The organism is Nocardia sp. NPDC055050 (assembly GCF_053608345.1).
On record NZ_JBSGVG010000011.1, the window covers coordinates 117912 to 137824 of the forward strand.

19 protein-coding genes are annotated in these 19913 nt (G+C 64.2%); 12 read left to right on the top strand and 7 right to left on the bottom strand.

Going from position 1 to position 19913, the window contains the following annotated elements; translation table 11 throughout:
* The first annotated feature begins 4 nt into the window (after positions 1 to 4).
* Positions 5 to 655, top strand: coding sequence for a TetR/AcrR family transcriptional regulator (locus ACWGCN_RS14245; protein WP_452457214.1), 651 nt, complete (start codon positions 5 to 7; stop codon positions 653 to 655).
* Positions 656 to 1468: 813 nt separating this feature from the next.
* Positions 1469 to 2518: a peptidoglycan-binding protein gene (locus tag ACWGCN_RS14250; RefSeq protein ID WP_452457213.1), complete on the top strand. Its 1050-nt coding sequence runs from the start codon at positions 1469 to 1471 to the stop codon at positions 2516 to 2518.
* A gap of 52 nt (positions 2519 to 2570) precedes the next feature.
* Here ACWGCN_RS14250 and ACWGCN_RS14255 read toward each other — a convergent pair whose 3' ends face one another.
* The gene (locus ACWGCN_RS14255) at positions 2571 to 5921 is read right to left on the bottom strand and encodes a DUF4185 domain-containing protein (protein ID WP_452457212.1); all 3351 of its coding nucleotides are present in this window, start codon (positions 5919 to 5921) and stop codon (positions 2571 to 2573) included.
* 156 nt (positions 5922 to 6077) lie between these two features.
* Between ACWGCN_RS14255 and ACWGCN_RS14260 the strand changes: the two genes are divergently transcribed.
* Positions 6078 to 6317 carry a hypothetical protein gene (locus tag ACWGCN_RS14260; RefSeq protein ID WP_379316403.1) on the top strand — a complete coding sequence of 80 codons (240 nt, stop codon included), beginning with the start codon at positions 6078 to 6080 and terminating at the stop codon, positions 6315 to 6317.
* 27 nt (positions 6318 to 6344) lie between these two features.
* Here the strand turns inward: ACWGCN_RS14260 and ACWGCN_RS14265 are convergent, their stop codons facing one another.
* Together ACWGCN_RS14265 and ACWGCN_RS14270 are read right to left on the bottom strand one after the other, a co-directional pair.
* Positions 6345 to 7400, bottom strand: a complete 1056-nt coding sequence (locus tag ACWGCN_RS14265; protein ID WP_452457211.1) for a hypothetical protein — start codon at positions 7398 to 7400, stop codon at positions 6345 to 6347.
* Positions 7401 to 7412: 12 nt separating this feature from the next.
* Entirely contained in the window at positions 7413 to 8054 is a 642-nt protein-coding gene (locus ACWGCN_RS14270; protein ID WP_452457210.1) for a hypothetical protein, read from the bottom strand.
* A gap of 39 nt (positions 8055 to 8093) precedes the next feature.
* Here ACWGCN_RS14270 and ACWGCN_RS14275 point away from each other — a divergent pair, with 39 nt between their 5' ends.
* The 3 genes from ACWGCN_RS14275 to ACWGCN_RS14285 all read left to right on the top strand — a co-directional run bounded on the left by ACWGCN_RS14275 (position 8094) and on the right by ACWGCN_RS14285 (position 10087).
* A complete protein-coding gene (locus tag ACWGCN_RS14275; protein ID WP_378988448.1) occupies positions 8094 to 8177 on the top strand; it encodes a group II intron maturase-specific domain-containing protein in 84 nt (27 codons plus the stop codon).
* Positions 8178 to 8648: 471 nt separating this feature from the next.
* On the top strand, positions 8649 to 9626 hold the full coding sequence (locus ACWGCN_RS14280; protein ID WP_452457209.1) for a toll/interleukin-1 receptor domain-containing protein: 978 nt from the start codon (positions 8649 to 8651) through the stop codon (positions 9624 to 9626).
* An 11-nt stretch (positions 9627 to 9637) separates the two neighbouring features.
* The gene (locus ACWGCN_RS14285) at positions 9638 to 10087 is read left to right on the top strand and encodes a hypothetical protein (RefSeq protein ID WP_452457208.1); all 450 of its coding nucleotides are present in this window, start codon (positions 9638 to 9640) and stop codon (positions 10085 to 10087) included.
* A gap of 551 nt (positions 10088 to 10638) precedes the next feature.
* On the opposite strand, the gene ACWGCN_RS14290 is transcribed toward ACWGCN_RS14285, so the two are convergent.
* Complete coding sequence (locus tag ACWGCN_RS14290) at positions 10639 to 12144, bottom strand: hemopexin repeat-containing protein (RefSeq protein ID WP_452457207.1); 1506 nt, start codon at positions 12142 to 12144, stop codon at positions 10639 to 10641.
* A 525-nt stretch (positions 12145 to 12669) separates the two neighbouring features.
* Here ACWGCN_RS14290 and ACWGCN_RS14295 point away from each other — a divergent pair.
* The 5 genes from ACWGCN_RS14295 (at position 12670) to ACWGCN_RS14315 (ending at position 16807) form a co-directional block, all read left to right on the top strand.
* On the top strand, positions 12670 to 14826 hold the full coding sequence (locus ACWGCN_RS14295) for an MMPL family transporter (RefSeq protein WP_452457206.1): 2157 nt from the start codon (positions 12670 to 12672) through the stop codon (positions 14824 to 14826).
* Between the two features lie 63 nt (positions 14827 to 14889).
* The gene (locus ACWGCN_RS14300) at positions 14890 to 15156 is read left to right on the top strand and encodes a metal-sensitive transcriptional regulator (RefSeq protein ID WP_378987352.1); all 267 of its coding nucleotides are present in this window, start codon (positions 14890 to 14892) and stop codon (positions 15154 to 15156) included.
* 46 nt (positions 15157 to 15202) lie between these two features.
* The gene (locus ACWGCN_RS14305) at positions 15203 to 15445 is read left to right on the top strand and encodes a YgaP family membrane protein (RefSeq protein WP_378987349.1); all 243 of its coding nucleotides are present in this window, start codon (positions 15203 to 15205) and stop codon (positions 15443 to 15445) included.
* A 28-nt stretch (positions 15446 to 15473) separates the two neighbouring features.
* Positions 15474 to 15899 carry a DUF302 domain-containing protein gene (locus ACWGCN_RS14310; RefSeq protein ID WP_379314207.1) on the top strand — a complete coding sequence of 142 codons (426 nt, stop codon included), beginning with the start codon at positions 15474 to 15476 and terminating at the stop codon, positions 15897 to 15899.
* 284 nt (positions 15900 to 16183) lie between these two features.
* Complete coding sequence (locus ACWGCN_RS14315) at positions 16184 to 16807, top strand: nucleotidyltransferase family protein (protein WP_452457205.1); 624 nt, start codon at positions 16184 to 16186, stop codon at positions 16805 to 16807.
* A gap of 167 nt (positions 16808 to 16974) precedes the next feature.
* Here the strand turns inward: ACWGCN_RS14315 and ACWGCN_RS14320 are convergent, their stop codons facing one another.
* Both ACWGCN_RS14320 and ACWGCN_RS14325 read right to left on the bottom strand, forming a co-directional pair.
* On the bottom strand, positions 16975 to 17637 hold the full coding sequence (locus tag ACWGCN_RS14320; protein ID WP_449964969.1) for a response regulator: 663 nt from the start codon (positions 17635 to 17637) through the stop codon (positions 16975 to 16977).
* Positions 17634 to 18749 carry a sensor histidine kinase gene (locus tag ACWGCN_RS14325; protein ID WP_452457204.1) on the bottom strand — a complete coding sequence of 372 codons (1116 nt, stop codon included), beginning with the start codon at positions 18747 to 18749 and terminating at the stop codon, positions 17634 to 17636. Before ACWGCN_RS14325 ends, ACWGCN_RS14320 begins: the two co-directional genes overlap by 4 nt.
* A gap of 220 nt (positions 18750 to 18969) precedes the next feature.
* Here ACWGCN_RS14325 and ACWGCN_RS14330 point away from each other — a divergent pair, with 220 nt between their 5' ends.
* Positions 18970 to 19389, top strand: a complete 420-nt coding sequence (locus ACWGCN_RS14330) for a DUF6223 family protein (RefSeq protein WP_452448999.1) — start codon at positions 18970 to 18972, stop codon at positions 19387 to 19389.
* A gap of 104 nt (positions 19390 to 19493) precedes the next feature.
* On the opposite strand, the gene ACWGCN_RS14335 is transcribed toward ACWGCN_RS14330, so the two are convergent.
* Positions 19494 to 19904 carry a VOC family protein gene (locus ACWGCN_RS14335; protein ID WP_378987337.1) on the bottom strand — a complete coding sequence of 137 codons (411 nt, stop codon included), beginning with the start codon at positions 19902 to 19904 and terminating at the stop codon, positions 19494 to 19496.
* Positions 19905 to 19913: the final 9 nt, after the last annotated feature.

Sequence of the window (19913 nt, forward strand, 5' to 3'; positions counted from 1 at the left end):
GTGTGTGACACGGGCAGCGACCGGCATCTATCGCGGCACCTCGGCCGAACAGCGACGCGACGAACGCCGCCAGCGGCTGATGGACGCTGCCCTCGACATCATCGGCACCCAGGGCTGGGCCGCGACCACCGTGCGCGGAGTCTGCGAACAGGCCAAGGTCGGTCCGCGGTTCTTCTACGAGAGCTTCGACGACCTCGACGCACTCGCCGCCGCCGTACACGACGAGATCGTCGACACCGCGATCCGCAGCTCACTGGACGCACTCGCCGCCGCACCGGAGGACATCGCAGCCAAAACGCGGGCAGCCGTCACCGCCATCCTCAATTCCGTCGTGGACGACCCCCGCCGCGCCCGCATCGCTTTCGCCGAGGCGCACGGCAGCGAAATCCTGATGCGACGCCGCGCCGCCGCCATGCGCACTATCGCCGATGTCGTCGCCGAACAGGAACGCGCACTGTTGGACCCGCCTGCCGGCAGTGAAACCCTGGTCAGTGCGGTCTCCCTGATGATCACCGGCGGCGCCGCCGAATTGGTCCTGGCCTGGCTCGACGGCGGTATGGACATCAGCCGCGACGAACTGATCAACCTGTGCGTCGAATTCGTGCTGACGTTTGCCGACAACCTGACTACGATGGCCGCCCGATTGGCGCATTGAATGCACGCGCTGATTACGCATTTCAGCTTCGCCGGGCAAAGCTGCTCGGCGACTTCCATCGGCCTCGCAGGACGTGGTTGATCTGGTCGGGCTGGTGCGCCTGCACCGCACGTTGGGGGACAACGGATATCGCCGAAGCGATCCGCAACGCGCTCTCCGTGCTCGCCGATTTCGAGCCCGATGCGCAATGGGCGCGAGAGGTGATTCGTGCCAGGCCGAGGCCGTATGCCCATGTGCTGTCCATTCCATAGCCATCGCCCTCAATTAAGAACTGATAGACGACCGCTACCACGCAGGCCCCCGGGCCTTGGACGCTGCCGCCTGCTCGGCACCCTAGGCCTGTGTCGAAGTCCCATCCGGTGTCTCCGACCCGATGATCGGAGCCGTCCGCTGGGCTGAGCGGAGAAGATCCACTGGTCCTAGGTGTGAGCGTCGGGAGTTCGCATGTCAGCGGCAACGTTGATCACACTGTGCCGCAAGCAAGTTAGTTCATAGCAACAAATCGGTCTCGACCTCTATCCACTAGTCGAACTTGGGTGGATGATGGCCGAGAGGCTAGCTCTCGATCTCCGCCCAACTTTTCTGGTCCCTCCCCTGCGGTGCGGACTGCCCTTACAGAGGGCGTGCCAGTCACATTCCTTCGTTCGATTTCGTGAGTTCTGCGCGTGAGCCGATCAGGTTCCAGAGTCGGCTTCCTTGCGACATCAGGATGGAAAGGTACTCCGATCATGGCGATCAAGCGGAGATCAGGGTGACAGGTCTCGAGGGGAACAACGGCGGGGTGTTGCCACTGGGAGTCGGCGGGCTGGTCCGATGAGCGTGGTACTCAGGCCCGGAGATCGTGGAGACCTCGTCGGGGTGCTCCAGGCGACGCTGAACCGTGACTACCCCCTCTACTCCAGATTGGTCGTAGACGGGGAATACGGCCCAGCCACGACCACGGTCGTCGCGGAGTTTCAGCGCCGGGCGGGACTCGATGTGGCCGAACCCGGCACGGCCGACGCCACGACATTGCGCAGGCTCGGACTGAACTTCGACCGGCTGCCACCAGCCGGGACCCTGCCGTTGTACTACAGTTTCGCCGGCACGTGGGGCCATTGGAGTCAGGGACCACCGTTCGACGTCGGCTCGGCGCTCGAAGGCGAGCGCCGGGTCCGCAATCAACCGGTCGCATACCCCGCCAGTGGATTTCTCAATCCGGACCCGCACACCAGCTACCGGGAGTCGGTCGCGCTCGGCGTCGGGGAGGGGATCAGGCTGATCCTGCTGAATCCCGGCCCTTTCATCCTCGCGGGATACAGCCAAGGCGCGGAAGTCGTGGTGCGGCTGATGATGCTCATGACAGACGGCGGGCCGCTCGCGCACCGCGCGGACGATCTGCGGCGCGTGATCACCTTCGGGTCGCCGTGCCGTCCGCCGGGACGCACGCTGCTGGGTAACAACCCGCCGGGGGCCGGAATCTCCGGCGACTACACGCCCCAGGAATTCCGCGACCGCACCTTCGATTTCGTGCTCGACGGTGACATGTATGCGACGACGACTGACGACACGCTGCTCGAGCAGTTCTACGACCTACTCGTCCAGGCGGAGCTGACGGTGCCGTTTGCGGTTGCGGTGTTGCAGTTCCTGCAATCGAACATCCTCGGTGGTGGTCTCGGTGGCCCGCTCGGCAATGTCGGCCGAATGACCGTGCCGACGGGACTCGGTGTCGACTTCGTCAAGGCCGTCCGAACCATGCAGGTCGTCTCCGAGTTCCTGATCCGTAATCCGCATGTTCACTATCACGATTGGCCGGACTTCGACGGCCACACCGGAATCGAGCGCGCCGAGCAAGTCCTCCGCGACATCACGTCGCCCGACTAGCTGAAGTCAGACCTGCTCATAACCTGGTGGAAATACTCGCCGATCCCGCCAGCTATCGGACGGGAATCTTGAAGTGCATTGCGCGGTAAGGCCATCCGTCGGTGGTCTTCCACTGCGACACCAACAGGTGTAGGCCGGCGTCGAGGGTGGATCCGGGGATGATGCACGGGCCGTAGAGTTGCGCGACCCTGTCATTGCCCTCTTCTCCCCATGCCGACCCGCGAATGGGTGTCGTCTTCGGCACCTGGTAGAGGTTGTCGGTGGGAGTGTCGAGCAGACGCAGGTCGATATCGTAGCCACCGGTGGTGGAGGCGTCGAAGTTGACCAGAGCCCATTTGTTCTGAATTCTGCGCAGGCACATCTCGCCGAACTTTTCCGCGGAGGGCTGGCTTTCGAGTACCGGTGTCGGTGGGTTTCCCCAGTTCCAGCTGCCGTCGCGCCAACCCCAGCCGATGTAGGCGCCGGGGTCGGTGATCCGGTCCTGGCGGACGCGGCGCAGGATGACCCCCTTGTCGCGTTGGAATCCGGTGGAGAAGACGTACACCCACCCGTCGTCGTCGCGTTCCCAGGTCCACAGCTGCGCGAACCCGTTGTGCAGGCCGGCGTCGAACTGGGCACCGGTGTGCCGCCAGGACTTTCCGTCGTCGCTCGACGTCCAGATCTCGGTGCGCACCACGTTGCCGAGGCCCTGGTTGATCATCACGTGCAGGTAGATGTCCTGGCCGATGGTGATGACGTCGGAGGGCAGCGCCGTCGTCCCTCCCGCGTGGTCGTAGGGCCACAGTTGCTGGGCGTAGTTCGGAACCGGTCCCGCGGCTTCGTGCCACACGATTCCGTTGTCCAAATTCGTTGTGTCGGAGTACAACGCGACCGGCGAGCGCCAGTCGTCACTGCCGACCATCGGGTCGCGGAAGGTATCGCCGAAGACGGCGAGAATTCGGCCCGAGGGTGTACGGGTCATCACCCCGAGATCGGTTGCGGCCATACCGAACTGGTCGGTGTGGCCGGGGCCGGTCGCGTCGGTGATCTTGCGTGTGCCGGTGGGGACGGCAGCGGGGGCAGGCAACCGCCAGCCGTCCTTGATGACGCCGTACCACTCACCGGCGTAGACATGGCCGGTGACCGGCCAGCCCTGTGCCTTCTGCATCGCGGTCGCAGCGTCGCGGGTGGCGTCGTCGTACACGCTGGTCTGTGCAATTCCGAGGGCGGCCTGCCAGCGGCGCAAGCCGTCCTTCGATGCTTGCGGCTCGTTGCCGAACCTGTTCGACCACGACTCCTGCGGCCCGGACAAGGGACCCCAGTAGTGCCCGTTCGGCAGTGGGAAACGGTCGGGGTCGTCGGGGATGCCCGCGTATTGCTTTGCCGCAGCGAGGACGACATCGTAGGGAAAGGTGTCGGGGACGTCCCAGTGGGTGCCGTCCTTGAAGCCCCTCAGTTTCACGGAACCGTAGGTGTAGTTGTTGTGGCTGGAGACGCCGTGCATGTCGTTTCCGACACCGGCGATGTCGACCCGCTCGATCGGGATGTGGTGTTCCCCGGATATTTTGGCGATGGTGAAGGCCACCATGTCGAGCATCTTGTCGTGCTCGAGCCACACGGAGCGCTGCTTCGGGTTCGATTCGACATTGGGGCTCGGACTGGTGGTCCACCGTGGAATCGCGCCGGAGGTCCCGACGAGGGCGATATGCACCGAATCCTGGTTCTCGTCGTTGACGCCGCGCACCGGAACGCTCCAGGAGGCGTTCTTCGTGGAGACTGTCTGGATGATGTGGTTGTCGTCGACGATGTAGTGATATGACCCGTCCTGCCTGGCCGCTTGACCGTCGGCGACGTTTTCGGCGCGGCTGATCCAGTCCTGATTCTCTGTGGTGTGCAGGTAGATCCGCTTGTAAGGGCCATGCCCGGAGCGGGAGCCCGGCCCGGGGTGCCAGGCGATGTCGTAGCCGTCGGGTTCGCGCACCGAAATCGGGCCGGGAACGACGATCGGTTCTGGGGTAACGGGCTGGGCGGCGTATTGCCATTGCCCGAAGTCGGCGGTGAGGGTGTCGTTGACGTCGACGTTGATCCCAGCGACCTTGACGTTGTCGCGCGGGTGAATGAGCCGCTGGAACAGGCAGGCGTGCTCGGAGATCGTGCCGAGCGGCCTACCGCCCAGCCAGGTGTTGGGCTGCCACAGGAACCGTTTTCCGCTGCCGTCGCGGCACGTGCCGACGACGTCGTCCTCGACTGCCCAATCGCACGCCAGGTATTTGCAATACGCGCCGACGCGCTCCTTGCCCAGCACCGACGCCGCGCCGCGCAGATAGTGGATGGCCATGCTGTTCCACTCGGACAGCGACAGATCGTCGTCGATGGAGAAGAAGATCGGAGCCTCGGCCGGGCCGCCGCAGTGCCGGTGCCACGCGTCGGCGGCCTGGGCGTCGGCGACACCGCCGTCGAACCCGCGGCGCCAATCGGCAGTGGCGTTCTTTCCCTTTTGCCAATTGCTGACAAGGGGCATCTTCAGATCGAGATACCCTGCGGCTTCCTCGGGAGTGAGTTTCTTGTTGATCAGGCCGCGTTCAGGTGAGTCCACCAGGTAGCGAACAGCCCCGTGGTAACCGTCGGCCTTCACTGCCTGCGCCCCGGGGCGCGCCGCGGCGTGATCGACCAGCTGCATCCTCGATGGACGCTCCCCGGGCGAGGTGCTGGTGAATCCCGCCCGCCAGGTCGCCGGGCCGATCAGTCCATCAGGGGTGAACCCATTCGCGAACTGCACCGAACGCGCCGCGTCGGCGGTTGTCTGGTCGTAAACACCGGTCTGTGGCAGGCCCCGCGCCTGCTGCCAGCGCTTCAAGCCCGCAATCCACTCGGGCCGTTCGCTGCCGTGACGCCCGGAGATCGACGAGGCCGGGCCCTCCAACGGTCCGTAGAAGAACCCTCGCGGCAGTGGGAAGGCCTCCGGGCTCGACCCGTCGGTACCGGGGTCGGGTTGCGTGCCGGGGTCGACCGCACCCTCGAGGAAAGGCTGCGGATTCCTCGGTTCACCGCCGATGCGCCCGGGCGGGCCCCACACCTCGAAATGCAGATGCGGACCGGTGGATTGGCCCTCCGACCCCACACTCGCGATCTGTTCGCCCTCCCGCACCCGATCGCCTTGCTTCACCAGAATGCTCGCATGACGCATGTGGCCGAAGATCAGATCAACACCGCGGCTGTCCTGTGCATCCAGCCACACCCAGTTTCCGAACCCCGACACCGACCCCGGTGGGCGTTCCGCACCCTCGACGACCACACCGTCCACCGGTGCGAAGATTGGCGTGCCTGCCGGTGCGGCGAAATCGATACCGTCATGGTCAGGTCGATCCGGCGTTCGAAAGCCCGACGAAATCCGGAATGTGCTGTGCACTGGCCTGGTAGTCATGGAAGCCTCCTCGCTTCGTCGGTACAACGGGCTGGCCACTGTTCGAGACTCTGATTGTCGTAACCAGGGGCGATGATCACGCGCGTAATCCACTACTCGAATTCTTCGACGGCGGTGTCATGGCGCCAGGTGACCGAGCGGGGTGACAATCGGGTCGTGACCATTCCCGATTCCGGCGGTGACGCAGTCATCGACCGCCTTTTGCTGGGCGATGCGATTGCGCAGCTGCTGCCTGTGCCGAATCTCTGCCCGCAACTCCGTGCCCGCTCGACGTTCATCCACCTCGAGCGCTGGTCACCCACTCAGTGGTGGGTTCTCGAGGAGTGTCCGTGCGCTCGCATCAGGCCCTGCGCATCCACCGAAGCCACCAATTCTCTTGCAGACGTGCGTATCTGAATCCGCGCGTACATGCGCCGCCGCACGCTAGCTCGGATTGCCGAACCATGGTGGTACCGGGCCTCCGGTCAACCGCTCGAGTTCCTCCGCCACAGTCTGCCGGTCGAGCGCCAATGCTTGCCGCATCTCGTGTGCGGCAAGGTCATACAGATCGTGACGCCCGTACTCATGGGCGATGCGCATGGTCTGAAGTAGCGGTTGAATGCTGCCAATCATGTTGCCGCCCGCTGTTGCGAATATCCCATAGTTCAACAAGCTCTCTGCCAGCTCCTGATCGAATTTCTTGTGATCGAATTCGGCCAGCCGAACGTATGACTCGATCGCCCGTTCTGTCGACGTTGCCGCTTCATTCCACTGGCCTTCGGTCGCCAGTTGGACTCCCCTGTTGTGCAGCGCGGCGGCCTGTCGCGGCACCTTGTCGACGTACTGTCGACAGCTGGTGTCGTGCGGGTAGCGCTCGGTGATGGCCCTCCACCCATCCATGACCTCGATCGGCATTTCGGCGGCCGAGCAGTATTTCACGTAGTCGCGCAGGTAGGCGCGGTAGTTCGGTTCGATGTCGATAACCCGCGCCATCAGGTTTGCCGCCAGGTCCGGGCGACGCATGGAGTTGAGGACTGATGCGCGGTTGAACAGTGCGACGGTGTGGTCCGGCCGCGTCTCGAGAACACGCGAGAACATATCGGCGGCCTCAAACCATTCACCGGCCACCATGAGTCGCTCCGCAGACACGATGTCCTGACTCGGCGCGGGTTCATAGGGGCCTATGTAGTCCTGGATGTACGCGACTCCGCCCGGCAGATCGACCTCCATGAGACTGGGCACCACCCTTTGTCCCTCCATAAGGTCGTCGAGAGCTTTGACAGCCAGTTCACGGCCCAGCTCCTGTCGGCCCGAGTCGGCGTCACGATAGATCGCGAGCACATTCAGGTGCAGACCCGATCTGGCGTTGCGCAGCACATGGACGAACTTCGAATAACCCGAGCCGAGCTGGGGACCGATCCGATACAGACAGCCGCGGATGGTTATCCCCTTCCCTTCGTACTCCTCGGGATCGTGCTTGCGCACATCAAGCATCTCCACGACACACCACGCCTACAGCGCCGCTCCGGGCGATAAATCAGCGCCCGACAGCTGGAGGTAGAGCGGAGTTCCGACGACGTCTGTTCCATCTACACCAAGTAGTGCGAAGACGGTGGACATCCTCATTTGCACCTGGCCGCCGAAGAAGCGGTAGTTGCCCGAATGCAGCAGGAAGGTTCCGTCCGGCTCAGGACCTTCGCTGAAGAAGCGCAGCGAGCAGTCCAAGAGCAGGTCGCGGCCGCCGAACGACGAACGAATTGTCACAATGTCCGCCGCAGTGGGGTTATCAACCGGCATCTCAATCCGGAAGAGGCCATCGTAAAAGTAGTATGTCCCGCTCTGTCCCGAAGAGATGGCTTCTCTGATATCGGGCACGTCGCCGTGGTCCGCAGCTATGGTCAACAGTACGTCCCTGAGCTTCTCGAAATAGGCAAGCTTCACCCTGCGTTCCCGCTGGATCACGTTCTTCCGCCCGTAGGTCATGCCGCCGTTGAACAGGCTGACAATATGGCCGAGGGACAAACCCATGCGGAGATCTCGAACACCCGACTGTTCGGAGATCACCTGCTCGGTAAACTCGCTACTGCGCTCCGGATCGAGTTGCCCGTGCAGACTGTCCACCTTGGTTCGCGAAATGTAGCAGATGTAGTCCACGCATCCTCCGGTCACCGATGACGGCCTGCTGATCCTTACGTGATCGTGGGTCTCAACCAGATTCTGCGCGGCTGGCCCAACTACTTCAAGTACGTCGCGATCAGAGGACCGGTTCATATTTGACGTCATTCCTCGAACGCGTTGATCAATGCTGAGGGGCACCGACCCTCGTCCAAGAGGTGCCAGTCTTGTGCCTGCAACACCTGGTTCTAGCAGTCATTCGATCTGTCACTTCCGCCCTGCAAGCTGTCGGGCAGGTATCCGACGCAGTTGAGTCCAGTCGGCAACGGCACTGAGTCCAGTTTCGGTACCGGCGGCGCGGACGGCATCGACGATGCATCCGGACAAACGACCGATGGACTCGGGGCCGGACCGCGGCAGATCAAGTCTGGACGGTCCGATGGACTCGCGATCCAGCCCCGATGCCGACCGCCACACCGATACGAAAGGGGACAATCCGACACAGCGGGACTTGATAGTCCGACGTCGTGCGGCTCTGCGACGGATGACTCTCAATACTGTGTGCTTCCAGCATAAACTGGGGCCCTAGCAGTTCAGGGGCGGGTGTGCGGGACTGCATCACAGGAGCGGAGTATGGCATCGATGCAACAGGCTTCCGGTCGCGTATTCCTCAGCTATCGACGCGAGGACACCCAAGGCACCGCCCGCCACCTTCGCGAACGCCTCGTTGACCGACTCGGCGCCGATCGGGTGTTCATGGACATCGACTCGATCGAGATAGGAGTTGACTTCACGAAGGCGATCGTCGACGCCGTCGGCGTCAGCGACGTATTCCTCGCGCTGATCGGCCGGCGCTGGGTGTCGGTCGTGGACGAGCACGGCCACCGCCGACTGGACAGATCTGGTGACTTCGTCGTAATAGAGATCGCGACAGCGCTGGCACGCGGCATCCGCGTCATTCCGGTGCTCGTGGACGGCGCCGACATGCCGCGTAGATCGGAACTTCCGCCGTCCATCAAGTCCCTGGCCGTGCGCAACGCCATCCGGCTATCGCACGAGTCCTTCCGTTCAGACGTGAACAGGCTGCTCGACCGCTTGACGATGCTGCTGGACGGGAGCGCGACGCCAGCCGAGCATGTCCGTCCGACAGCGTTGGCCTCCGAGTATCCGACCGGGGGCCGAGTGCCCGACGCTATCCGCGAGCCCGCCGACGATGTGAGTAAATCCGACACGTCCTCCGTCGAACCCCACCAGAGGCAGGTAACCCAACCATCGGCGCGACCGGCGCGCACGCCCGAATTCACTCGTGCCGCGTCGTTCGAACCGGTACACCAGAGCGAGCCGCAACGCCGCCGGTCGCGGTTGTTGGTGATTGCAGCGATCCTCGCGTCTGCGGCCGTCGTCGGTGGCGTTGTGCTCGTGAAGTTCGTGGCTGGGGGCGACCAGACGAACAGTTCGTGCGGCGCGTTGGATGCTGATTTCACGAATGGGTCGAAGTATCCACAATTCGCTACCGCTCACTTGCCGACGGAACCGGAGTACACACGGGACGGTCTTCTCATTGTGGTGCGCCTGGTTCCGATGTGCGGACCGATTTTCAAGGCTCGGTGACGGCTGCGTTCGTGAGCGTTCCCGTGCGGGATGATTTCGTGTTGGAGACCAGTGTGACCGTAGATCCGACGAAGAGTTATCAAGCCGCCGGATTGCTGATCATGGTCGATCAGCTCAACTATGCTCGTCTCGAGCGAGGCCACGGCACGTTCGACGCGATTGCCTTCGAGTTCTCCATCAACGGCGAACACGTCAAGCTGACGACACCCTATGCGGATGAGGCGGGTTCGGGTGCGGTGGTACGGACGTCGGCAGATGCAGTCGACCTACGTCTTCAACGAAACGGTTCGGCAATCACGGGGGAGTGGCGAGCCGCCGGTGCACGGCAATGGGAAGCGTTACCGGGGTCGGCTCAGCTCGCCGGCGAGGCAACGGCCGGAATGTCCGTGCTCAACACGCCGACACCCGGCAGTCCGCTGTCTGCCATGTTCCGCGAAATGTCCGTTTTGTGTGCAGAGTGACGATCGGCTTCGCGCTCGACGATCAACGATGCGAACACTTTCCGTGACAGCTCAAAGGGGCCGGCACTCGCGGGTGCGTCATACGGTGTCACCGCGGGTTCTTTCATCTGGAGGTTCGAATAGGTTCAGGCACCTTCGAACCTAGACGGAAGAGCCGCCAATCCCGCTATACGACAACCGACCTCACCCGTTGACCTCGGACGCCATCGGCAACGGTGTACAACCCCGGCGTCGGCTCGGTCAGTCATCCCCGCGCCGTCAGCCGCTTCAGCTTCGGCCGCAACGATTCTACCGTCGACCGATCGGCGGAATCGAGACCTAACACGGCCCCCACATGCGCACACCGCAATCCGCGTCCCGCGTCCCGCGTCCCGCGTCGGTGAGCCTGCGCGCTGAGTTCCGGAGGACCGAGCTGTGGATCTGATCATTGGTTGCCGCGACCGACAGGAGGTGTTCGATCTGTTCGTCGGCCAGTGGACAATCGTGGTGGGCGGTGTGTCAGCTGAGGCACTGACAATACGGACAAGGCACCGTCGTTTCGACATGGCTGGCTATACCCAAGAGTCTCGGAAATCGGCCGGCCAGCCCCATGCGGAGATGTTTTTGGGGTAGCCGGGATCGATGGTGCCGGGGCCGGTGTCGCCGCGGGTGACCCGGATGTAGCGATCACCGACGAAGAAGTACGTCTTCGGCCCGCTATCCAATGCCGCGTCGATCCTGTTCCTGCCGAAGGTGCCCCAGCCCCATGCGGAGATGTTTTTGGGGTAGCCGGGATCGATGGTGCCGGGGCCGGTGTCGCCGCGGGTGACCCGGATATAGCGATCGCCCGCGAAGAAGTACGTCTTCGGTCCGCTCGACAGCGCAGCGTCGATTCCGCTTGAACCGAAGTCGCCCCAGCCCCATGCGGAGATGTTTCTGGGGTAGCCCGGATCGATGTCGCCCTGGCCGGTGTCGCCGCGGGTGACCCGGATGTAGCGAGTGCCCGCGAAGAAGTACGTTTTCGGTCCGCTATCCAACGCGGCGTCGATCCCACCCCACAGTCCGAATAGGCCTTCGCCGAAGCTGCCCCAACCCCATACAGAGATGTTCGTGGGGTAGCCGGGATCGATGGTGCCGGCGCCGGTGTTGCCGCGGGTGACCCGGATGTAGCGAGTGCCTGCGAAGAAGTATGTCTTCGGCCCGCTCCGCAGTGCCGCCGCCTTCGAACTGGGCAAGCCTTCGTTGGTGTCGTAGAGCGGGGGACCGACCACCGACAGGTCTCTGCAGTTCTTCACAACCTGCTGATTTTCCGGAGGTGCCCACGGCCGCAGCCCGGTGCCACCGGCCCACGGTTGGATACTCGACAGGATCGTCGGGTCGGTCCCCTCGCGACCGTATATCCGGTCCGGATTCTTGCGCCACGCGCTACCCCGCGCGGTCTGCCATTTCGCCCACAGCCTGTCGACATTGGAATGCAGCAGGAACACGAACGGATCGTGGAACGCAAAATGTTGTTGGCCGATGGTTCCACCGATATAGCTGTGCGCGACGTCGTGCGCCATCAGTCGCAGGGCCTCACGCATTCGTGAGAACTGCTCGGCCTCGGCCGCCTCGTTGCCAGTGCCGATGAGGGCGGCATCCGTCGGGACCGCTGGCAACCCGGACCGCACGGCACGCCAGACCCGCTTGTGACCGTTGCCCTCGGTGCTTTCGAAGTCTTGGAAAGGACGTCCCGCATCACCGTTCGCGCTGCCCATGAACTCGGCGGTGAAGAGTCTGGCTCCATCGGCACTCGAGGTCGGATCGGTTGTCCAGTCCCAGTAGTGCAGCGACAGCGAGGGATCAACCTCCCGGAGCAGTCGTTCGAGCCGATTACACAGCTCACGATGCCACGCCAGGAATGCCGGGGTGCCATGCACGTGGGTAGCTTGGTGAATCGCATTCTGCTTGTCCCAGTAAGACACACCATCGGGGTATCGCTTCGACGCGCTGAGCGCTATGAACGCATCACGTAATCGGTTGCGCTCATTCTCGGAAATTTCAGCGACATTGCGCCGGATCAGATCGTTGAGGGCCATCACGCACCTCCTGTGCGGGCGGCTCGGGTGCCTGGGTCCGGAGGGTCCGAACCACCAGGACGAACCGCACCACCGAGCCTTCTCCGCACAGGGACCGAAAGAACGAGTAGTCGCTTACCCGAATCTGTGGTCCGCTGGGTTCTCGACACGGTCCAGCCGCCAGATTCTGGCACCGACTCTCGTGTCGCAGTTCCCTGCTTGTCGGGTCTGCGCGTTCGTTCGGCGTCGACCACCAGGCCTTCGGCGAGTTCGACGGCCGTCGAGGCTGCGCCGCCGACCAATAGCAGGTGGCTGCAGCTAAGAGGGAATCGCGGGACAGTCGGCGAACGTGCTCGTAGACCGCCGGTGATGGACCGGGCGAACTCGGAGATCCGGATCGGCTGTTCCAGGGCTGGGCATCGGGTGTGGTGGACAGCTCATCGATTTATATACCCCCGGGGGTATAACGTGGACCGGGAAAACCTATACCCCCCGGGGTATAAGTTCGGCTTCGGACAAGACCTAGTGCTCGAGAGGTGAAGGAACATGACGGAGACGAAGACAGCGCGGCCGCCGGGCATGGCTGGGCCCGGGCAGACGAGTGCAGGGGTGCTGGCACGTCTGGGGTCCGTGATGGCCGGTCGCGCTCGGGTCGTGTTCGGGATATGGCTGGTGGCGCTCATCGCGCTGGGCTCTGCGGCGCCGAGTGTGTTCAGTTCGTTGGCCGGTGCAGGATGGCAGGCCAACGGTTCGGAATCAGTGCAGGCCAGGGAGTTGGCTCAGGAGCATTTCGGTGGTAATTCCTCGGCGGCGGTGCAGGTCGTAGTGCATTCCGATACCGCGCGGGTCTCCGATCTGCAGATGCAGACAACACTGGGCGAGGTGGCTGCGGTAATCGCCGGTGATTCCCGGTTCGGAGCGGTCATCGACCCGCAACCGGGGATGACGATCAGCCCGGACGGGCACACCGGGATTCTGATCGCGGGGGCGAACGCGTCGACCGATGACATGGTGCGGGCTGTCGACGAGCACAAGGCAGCGTTGACCGCGCTCTCAGGTGACGGCATCGAGGTATATCCGACGGGAGCCTCGGCGTTGTGGAGCGATTTCAACAAGGCCAATCACGACGCGATGATCCAGGCAGAGCTGTTTTCATGGCCGGTCACGCTCCTGATCATGGTGCTCGCATTCGGTTCGCTGGTCGCGGCGGGTTTGCCACTGTTGCTGACGGTGGCCGGGTTGGTGGCCTCGGCTGGTGGGCTGGTGTTGCTGAACCAGGTGACCCCGATTTCGGTGTGGGCGATGAATTTCGCGATGATGTTCGCCCTCGCGCTGGGTATCGACTATGCGCTGTTCATGGTGGCCCGGTTCCGTGATGCGCTGAGCCGGACCACTGATGCGCGGCGGGCGGTCGCCGAGACGATGGCCACCGCGGGCAAGGCGGTGGTGTTGTCGGGTTTGACTGTGCTGGTGAGCCTTTCGGCGGTGCTGCTGGTGCCGGCGCCTGCGGTGCGCACGATGGCGGTGGGGATCATGCTCGCGGTCGCGCTCGTGCTGGCCGCGACACTGACGTTGCTGCCTGCCGCGCTCGGCGCGCTCGGGGGCCGGATCAATGCGGCGGCGTTGCCGTATGCGACCCGTCAGCAGCACCGCTCGCCATGGTTCGCCCGGTGGGGCCGGTTGCTGCACGAGCGTCCGTGGCCGTTCGCGATCGCCGGGGCAGGTGTGCTGATCGTGCTGGCGCTGCCGGTGCTCGGGTTGAAGGTCGCGATGCCCTCGATCCAGGTGGTACCCGACGAGGCACCGGTGCGCCAGGGTTATGAGCTGGTCCAGCGCCAGCTCGGTGCCGGTGCGCCCGGCGCGCTACAGATCATCACCCCCGCCGAGCAGGCCGACAGCACCGTCAAGGCGGCGGCCGGCGCCGGAATCGCGATGGTGACGCCCGCGCAACCTGCCGCCGACGATTCCGGGTGGGTCATGATGCAGGCTCTGCCCGACATGGATCCCTCCGACGAGCGCATGGGAACAGTGCTGGAGCAGTTGCGGGATCGCTTGCCCGACCAAGCCCTGGTCGGCGGCGCGCCCGCGGAGAACCTGGATCTGCAGCAGGCCCTGAACGACTATCTGCCGATCGTTGTCTCGGTGATTCTGGTGCTGGGGTTCGTGTTGCTGCTGGTCGCGTTGCAGGCCCCGCTGATCGCCCTCCTGGGGACCCTGGTCAGCCTCGGCTCCACGGCCGCGGCGTTCGGGGTGGCGAAGCTGATCTTCCAGGACGGCCACGGCGCCGGGCTGCTGGGATTCACCCCGCAAGGGTTCCTCGACGGGTGGGGTCCGGTGTTCTTCTTCGCCATGATCTTCGCGATCGCGATGGACTACACCGTGTTCCTGCTGGCAAGCGCCAAAGAACAGTTCGAACGCACCGGGGATGCCCGGACCGCGGCGGTGGAAGGGCTGGCCCATTCCGGGCGGGTCATCTTCGCTGCGGCAGCGGTCATGGTCGCGGTGTTCTTCACCTTCGCCCTCGCCGAGCCGCTGCCGCCGAAGGAGATGGGCATCATCCTCGGTGTCGCGGTCCTGCTGGATGCCCTTATCGTCCGGCTGGTCCTGCTGCCGGTCATCCTGCGGCTCACCGGGCGCGCGGCCTGGTGGTCACCGGCCTGGATGCGTCGGGTGCTTCCGCGAATCAGTTTCGCTCATCACTGACACACCTGCAGTAATACCCCCGGGGGTATTGTGGGTGGTCGGACGGATATGAAGGAGAATGCCGTGGTCGGCGACGAAGACAGCATTGCCCAGGTTCTCAACCGGCTGCGCCGGGCACACGGACAGCTCGCCGGGGTGATCACCATGATCGAGCAGGGCCGTGACTGCAAAGACGTGGTCACCCAGCTTGCCGCGGTCTCACGCGCCCTGGACCGGGCGGGGTTCAAGATCCTGGCCACCGGGCTCCGTGAATGCCTCGATGAATCAAAAGAGTCCGGTGACCCGTTGACCGTCGCCGAACTCGAAAAACTGTTCCTCGCCCTGGCCTGACCCGGGAACCATCCTGGGCGAGGGCGGATCCGAGAAAGGGAGATCCATGTCGACCTCACCGCTGACCGGCAGAAGCTGGACCATTGCCCGGCTGGTGCCGTTGCTGGCCGGGACCCTGGTCCTGGTCGGCACCGCGGCGGCCGCGACGATATCGGCGTGGTGGCTGATCGTCCCGGCACTGGTGGGAGCCAACCTGCTGCTCTACAGCGCGGTGGGCTGGTGCCCGGCCACGCTGCTCATGCGCCGCGCGGGGATCACCTCGGGCGTCTGCTCACCCGAACTCTCCTGAAATCTTACGCAAGGAAGGTGATTACGTGATGGACATCGCCCTGTCGACCACATTGCACACCGGCTTCGACCGCGCCGTGGACGCGGTCCGAGAAGCTCTGGCCGAGCAAGGATTCGGCATCCTCACCGACATTGACATGGCGGCCACGATCAAGGCCAAACTCGGCCACGATATGGAGGACTACCGCATCCTCGGCGCCTGCAACCCGCCTCTGGCGCACCAGGCGGTCGGCATCAACCGCCAGATCGGGCTGCTGCTGCCTTGCAATGTCGTCGTGCGCCGCGACCCGCACGACACCGAGCTGATCCACGTCGAAGCCATGAACCCCGAGCTCATGGTCGAGGTCACCAGCGACGCGCGACTGCGCCCGGTCGCCGCGGACGCCGCGGCCCGCTTGGCAGCCGCACTCGAGACTCTCGACCGGCACGCAGGCCCCGGCCCTTCGCAGCGGTGAATGCAGTCGGCGTGCACGCTCAGGGCGAGGCTGCGATTGAAGCCGACATGGACTTCTCGGTCCATGGCACCGGGTGTAGTGGATCGTGGCCGTGCAAAGTGGAGCGCTCGACGGTGAACTCGGCCGCGGCGGGCGTTTTGTGGAGTTGATGCCTATGCATCAAGTCGAACTTGTCGGCGGATCGAGCTGTATTGAGGCGGTTGACTATTGGTAAGGGAGAGGGTGCTCGTGGGGACAACGAAGAACTGTGCGTGGCGTCCCGGGGCGGGTGGTAGGCATAGGTGATGATCGGCCAGCTGCCTGTCGACGAACAACTCGACGCATTCCGAGAGGCACTCTCGCACAACGAAGTACTGACGGAGGTGCTGACCTTGTCGGCATCGCTGGAATTGCCCGGCTGGTATCTCACGGCGGGCTGCCTGTTCCAGACCGTCTGGAACACAGTCACCGGCCGGGGACCCGGCGAAGGCATCAAGGACTACGACCTGTTTTACTTCGACTCCGCTGATTTGTCCTGGGAGGCCGAAGACGCGGTAATCCAGTCGGCGAAGCAGGTCTTCGCCGATATCCCCGCCGAGGTGGAGATCCGCAACGAGGCACGTGTTCATCTCTGGTACGAGCAGAAATTCGGGACGCCATGTCCTGCCCACCGGTCCACCGAGGATGCGATCGACTCCTTCGCTGCCACCACTTGCTGTCTGGGAGTTCGCCTCGAACAACCTGGCGGGCGTTGGCGTGTGTACGCCCCACACGGGCTGTCGGACGTGTTCAACCTCATCGTCCGTCCCAATCCGGTCCTCGCGCCGCGCACCGTCTACGAGGCCAAGGCCGGTCGCTGGCTCCAACAGTGGCCCGAATTGACCGTCATGCCCTGGCCGACATCGGCACCCACATCACGAGCAACTTGATCAGTGCAGACAAACTTCGACAGGACGCAATGTGGCACTCGGCGGTTGTGCCCGCGTACGGCACCGCTGGTGGCAGGAACATTCGAAACCTGCGCTATCCCTCTTCAGTTGGGTCCGCCAGCATCCTGTAATGCCGAACTATCGCGCATCGCGGTTGGAGCCCTACCTCAGAGATTTCGCGGAGCGACCAGCCCTGATTCGTAGGCCAAGACGACGAGTTGGGCGCGGTCGCGTGCGTGGAGTTTGGTCATTGCCCGGTTGATATGGGTTTTCGCGGTGAGCGGGCTGATGACCATACGGTCGGCGATCTCCTCGTTGGACATGCCTTGGGCGACGAGGGTGACGGCCTCGCGTTCACGGCCGGTCAGTTCGTTCAGCTTCGTCGCATTGTCGGTGCTCAGCGGCTGAGAGACGTACCGGTTGATCAGCCGACGGGTGATCGAGGGTGCGAGCAACGCATCACCGCGGGCAGCGACGCGAACGGCATGCAGAAAGTCCTCCGGCAGAATGTCTTTGACGAGGAATCCGGCGGCGCCTGCCCGCAGAGCGTGGAAGACGTACTCGTCCAGGCCGTAGTTGGTGAGGATGACAACGTGCACCTCGGCCAATGCGGGGTCTGCCGCGATCTGCCGTGTCGCCTCGATACCGTCGAGGACGGGCATCTGGATGTCGATGAGCGCGATGTCGGGTAGGTACTGGCGAGCCAGAGCCAGGGCCTCGCTTCCGTCGGCGGCCTCGGCCACCACTGTGATGTCGTCTTCGAGGTCGAGCAGAGCCCGGAATCCGCTGCGAATCAATGGCTGGTCGTCGACGAGCAGGACACGGATCATGAGGGATCAACGGGCAGTTCGGCGTGGACGGAGAAGCCGCGTTCTGGCTGGGGCCCGGCGTGCAGGCGCCCGCCGAGAGCTGTGACGCGTTCCTGCATTCCGAGCAGGCCGACACCGTGTACCGCCCCGCTGCCCGGCCGCAATCCACCGTCGTCATCGACGCGCACGATCACCGCGTCGGGGCGGTAGTCGATGCGGACCGAGGCCGTCACGGCGTGTGCGTGCCGGGAGATGTTGGTCAGCGATTCCTGCACGATTCGGTAGACGGTGCGGTCCAGCGCGGCCGGTAACGTCGGGTTTTCTCCTGTGATGGTCAACGTGGCGTCCAAACCCGTTGCGCGAGCACGTTCCACCAGTTCTGGAACGTGGCCGAGTCCGTGCCGAGATGCGTTGACGTCCTCGCGCAGGGCTTCCAATGTCGCGCGTAGTTCCCGGGCCGCTTCCCGGCCGGCTTCCCGGATCGCCAGCAGTGTCTCGGGCACGTGTTCGCCTTTCTTGTGGGCGACGTGTACCGCGGCCTCGGACTGGATCTTGATGACCGAGATCTGGTGAGTGAGCGAGTCGTGCAGTTCCCGTGCGATATGCAACCGCTCCTCGTCCGCGCGGCGTCGTGCGGTCTCCTCGCGGGTGCGTTCGGCTTCCTCGGCGCGCCGCTCGGCTTGGCGCAACGCCTCGCCGGCCGCGCCGGCAGCGACCAGCCAGGCCAGTTGCAGCGCATCGCGTGCATGGGTGAATGCCTCGCCCACAGCCCAGTCGGGGTGGGCGAGCAGCATTGCGAAAGGCAGCGTGAGCACGAGCAGTATCGAACCCGCCACCGCGACCAGTCGCTGCCCGGCCCGGACTGTGGCGTAGACCGCGACCAGGAACCCGATCGCGGGGACATCGAAACCGGTGGCCTGATAACCCAACACAGCCGAACCCGACATCGCCAGAACGGTGACAGGAGCCTGGCGGGCCATCGCGAGCGAGAGCCCGGCGATCGTCAACAGCGCATAGCCCAGCACGTCGAGCTCGGCAGGGTCACGGTGTGCACTCAGCCCGGTGCCCAGCAGCACGGCCGTGACCGCGACGGCGACCGCCCCGTCCGCGATGTCGATCCGCGCCCTGCTCATGGGTGCACCCTAGCCGCAATCGCATGGCAGCAAATCCGGCGGACAGACGATCAATCGTCTACTACGAACGCAGTAATTCCGCGGCGGCTACGGCAGCTGCGGCAGTCGGCTGCCGCACCGATGGCAGCGCGAATTGTCTACGCCTGCACGATGATCGGCGATGCAATAGGCGGACATGATGAAGCGGAATCGAGCCACCGAACGTTTGAAGGAGCACCCGATGTCCGCCCGCCATCTCCCTGCCGTCGTTGCAACAGCGCTGTTCGCAAGTATCGCGGTTGCTGCACCAGCCACAGCTTCGATCCACCACAGTGCCGCCACCACCGGACTGACCTCCGGTCGACTCGGACCCACCTCGACTGCGCTGCTAGGACTGATCGCCGTGGTATTCGGCGTCCGTGTGTTGGCTCGGGTCGGCCGAAACGGTCCCGGCAACATCCGGAACCAGGCAGTGCTGACGCTGGTCTCAGGGCTGATCAGCCTGGCTCTGGGAAGCTGGTTCGCGGCCACCGCCGAGGGCGGCCCAGGTACCGGCAACGGGATAGTCGGGGCCTGGGCCGCCATGGTGTTCGGATTGGTCGCGCTGGTCCTCGGCGCGCTGGCACTGAACCGATTTCGCAGTGTCGACCGCATCGGCTGAGCTCGCGCAGTTCGAGTATTCGACTTCTATCGAGGTCGCTGGGCATCAGCGTGCGGCGGGCGAGGTAGACGAGCGCCTCGAGGACCACGACCGCGAGGCCCAGATCATCGATGCTGTTCTGGCGCCGTGGGCCTGTGCTCGGCGGGTTGGAACAACTCGATCAGATTGCCGGCGGGGTCGGCGAGCAGGATCTGGCTTCCGCCGGGACCGGTGACGGTCTCGGTGCGGAATTCGACGCCGTCGTTCCTGAGGCGGGTGATCTCGGCGTCGAGGTCTTCGACGACGAGGTGGATGCGATTGGCGCCGGGAGTGGCGATGTCGGCGGGGGTGACACGCGCACCGGAACTTGCCGGTCCGGACAGCAAGAGGCGCAATGATCCTCGGATGACGTCGGCGAAGGCGGGTGCGGCGTTGATGTGCACGGTGAAACCGAGATGACCGGTATAGAACGCGATGGCGGCTTCTACGTCATCGACGAGATAGCGGACGCCGACGAATTCGGTGGCTGAGGTCATGGCGCGCTT

Coding starts and splice junctions, on each gene's coding strand:
- ACWGCN_RS14315 (WP_452457205.1), top strand. CDS start 16,184: ATGATCGGCCAGCTGCCTGTCGACGAACAACTCGACGCATTCCGAGAG.
- ACWGCN_RS14305 (WP_378987349.1), top strand. CDS start 15,203: ATGTCGACCTCACCGCTGACCGGCAGAAGCTGGACCATTGCCCGGCTG.
- ACWGCN_RS14250 (WP_452457213.1), top strand. CDS start 1,469: ATGAGCGTGGTACTCAGGCCCGGAGATCGTGGAGACCTCGTCGGGGTG.
- ACWGCN_RS14335 (WP_378987337.1), bottom strand. CDS start 19,904: ATGACCTCAGCCACCGAATTCGTCGGCGTCCGCTATCTCGTCGATGAC.
- ACWGCN_RS14290 (WP_452457207.1), bottom strand. CDS start 12,144: ATGGCCCTCAACGATCTGATCCGGCGCAATGTCGCTGAAATTTCCGAG.
- ACWGCN_RS14280 (WP_452457209.1), top strand. CDS start 8,649: ATGGCATCGATGCAACAGGCTTCCGGTCGCGTATTCCTCAGCTATCGA.
- ACWGCN_RS14295 (WP_452457206.1), top strand. CDS start 12,670: ATGACGGAGACGAAGACAGCGCGGCCGCCGGGCATGGCTGGGCCCGGG.
- ACWGCN_RS14255 (WP_452457212.1), bottom strand. CDS start 5,921: ATGACTACCAGGCCAGTGCACAGCACATTCCGGATTTCGTCGGGCTTT.
- ACWGCN_RS14325 (WP_452457204.1), bottom strand. CDS start 18,749: ATGAGCAGGGCGCGGATCGACATCGCGGACGGGGCGGTCGCCGTCGCG.
- ACWGCN_RS14310 (WP_379314207.1), top strand. CDS start 15,474: ATGGACATCGCCCTGTCGACCACATTGCACACCGGCTTCGACCGCGCC.
- ACWGCN_RS14320 (WP_449964969.1), bottom strand. CDS start 17,637: ATGATCCGTGTCCTGCTCGTCGACGACCAGCCATTGATTCGCAGCGGA.
- ACWGCN_RS14330 (WP_452448999.1), top strand. CDS start 18,970: ATGTCCGCCCGCCATCTCCCTGCCGTCGTTGCAACAGCGCTGTTCGCA.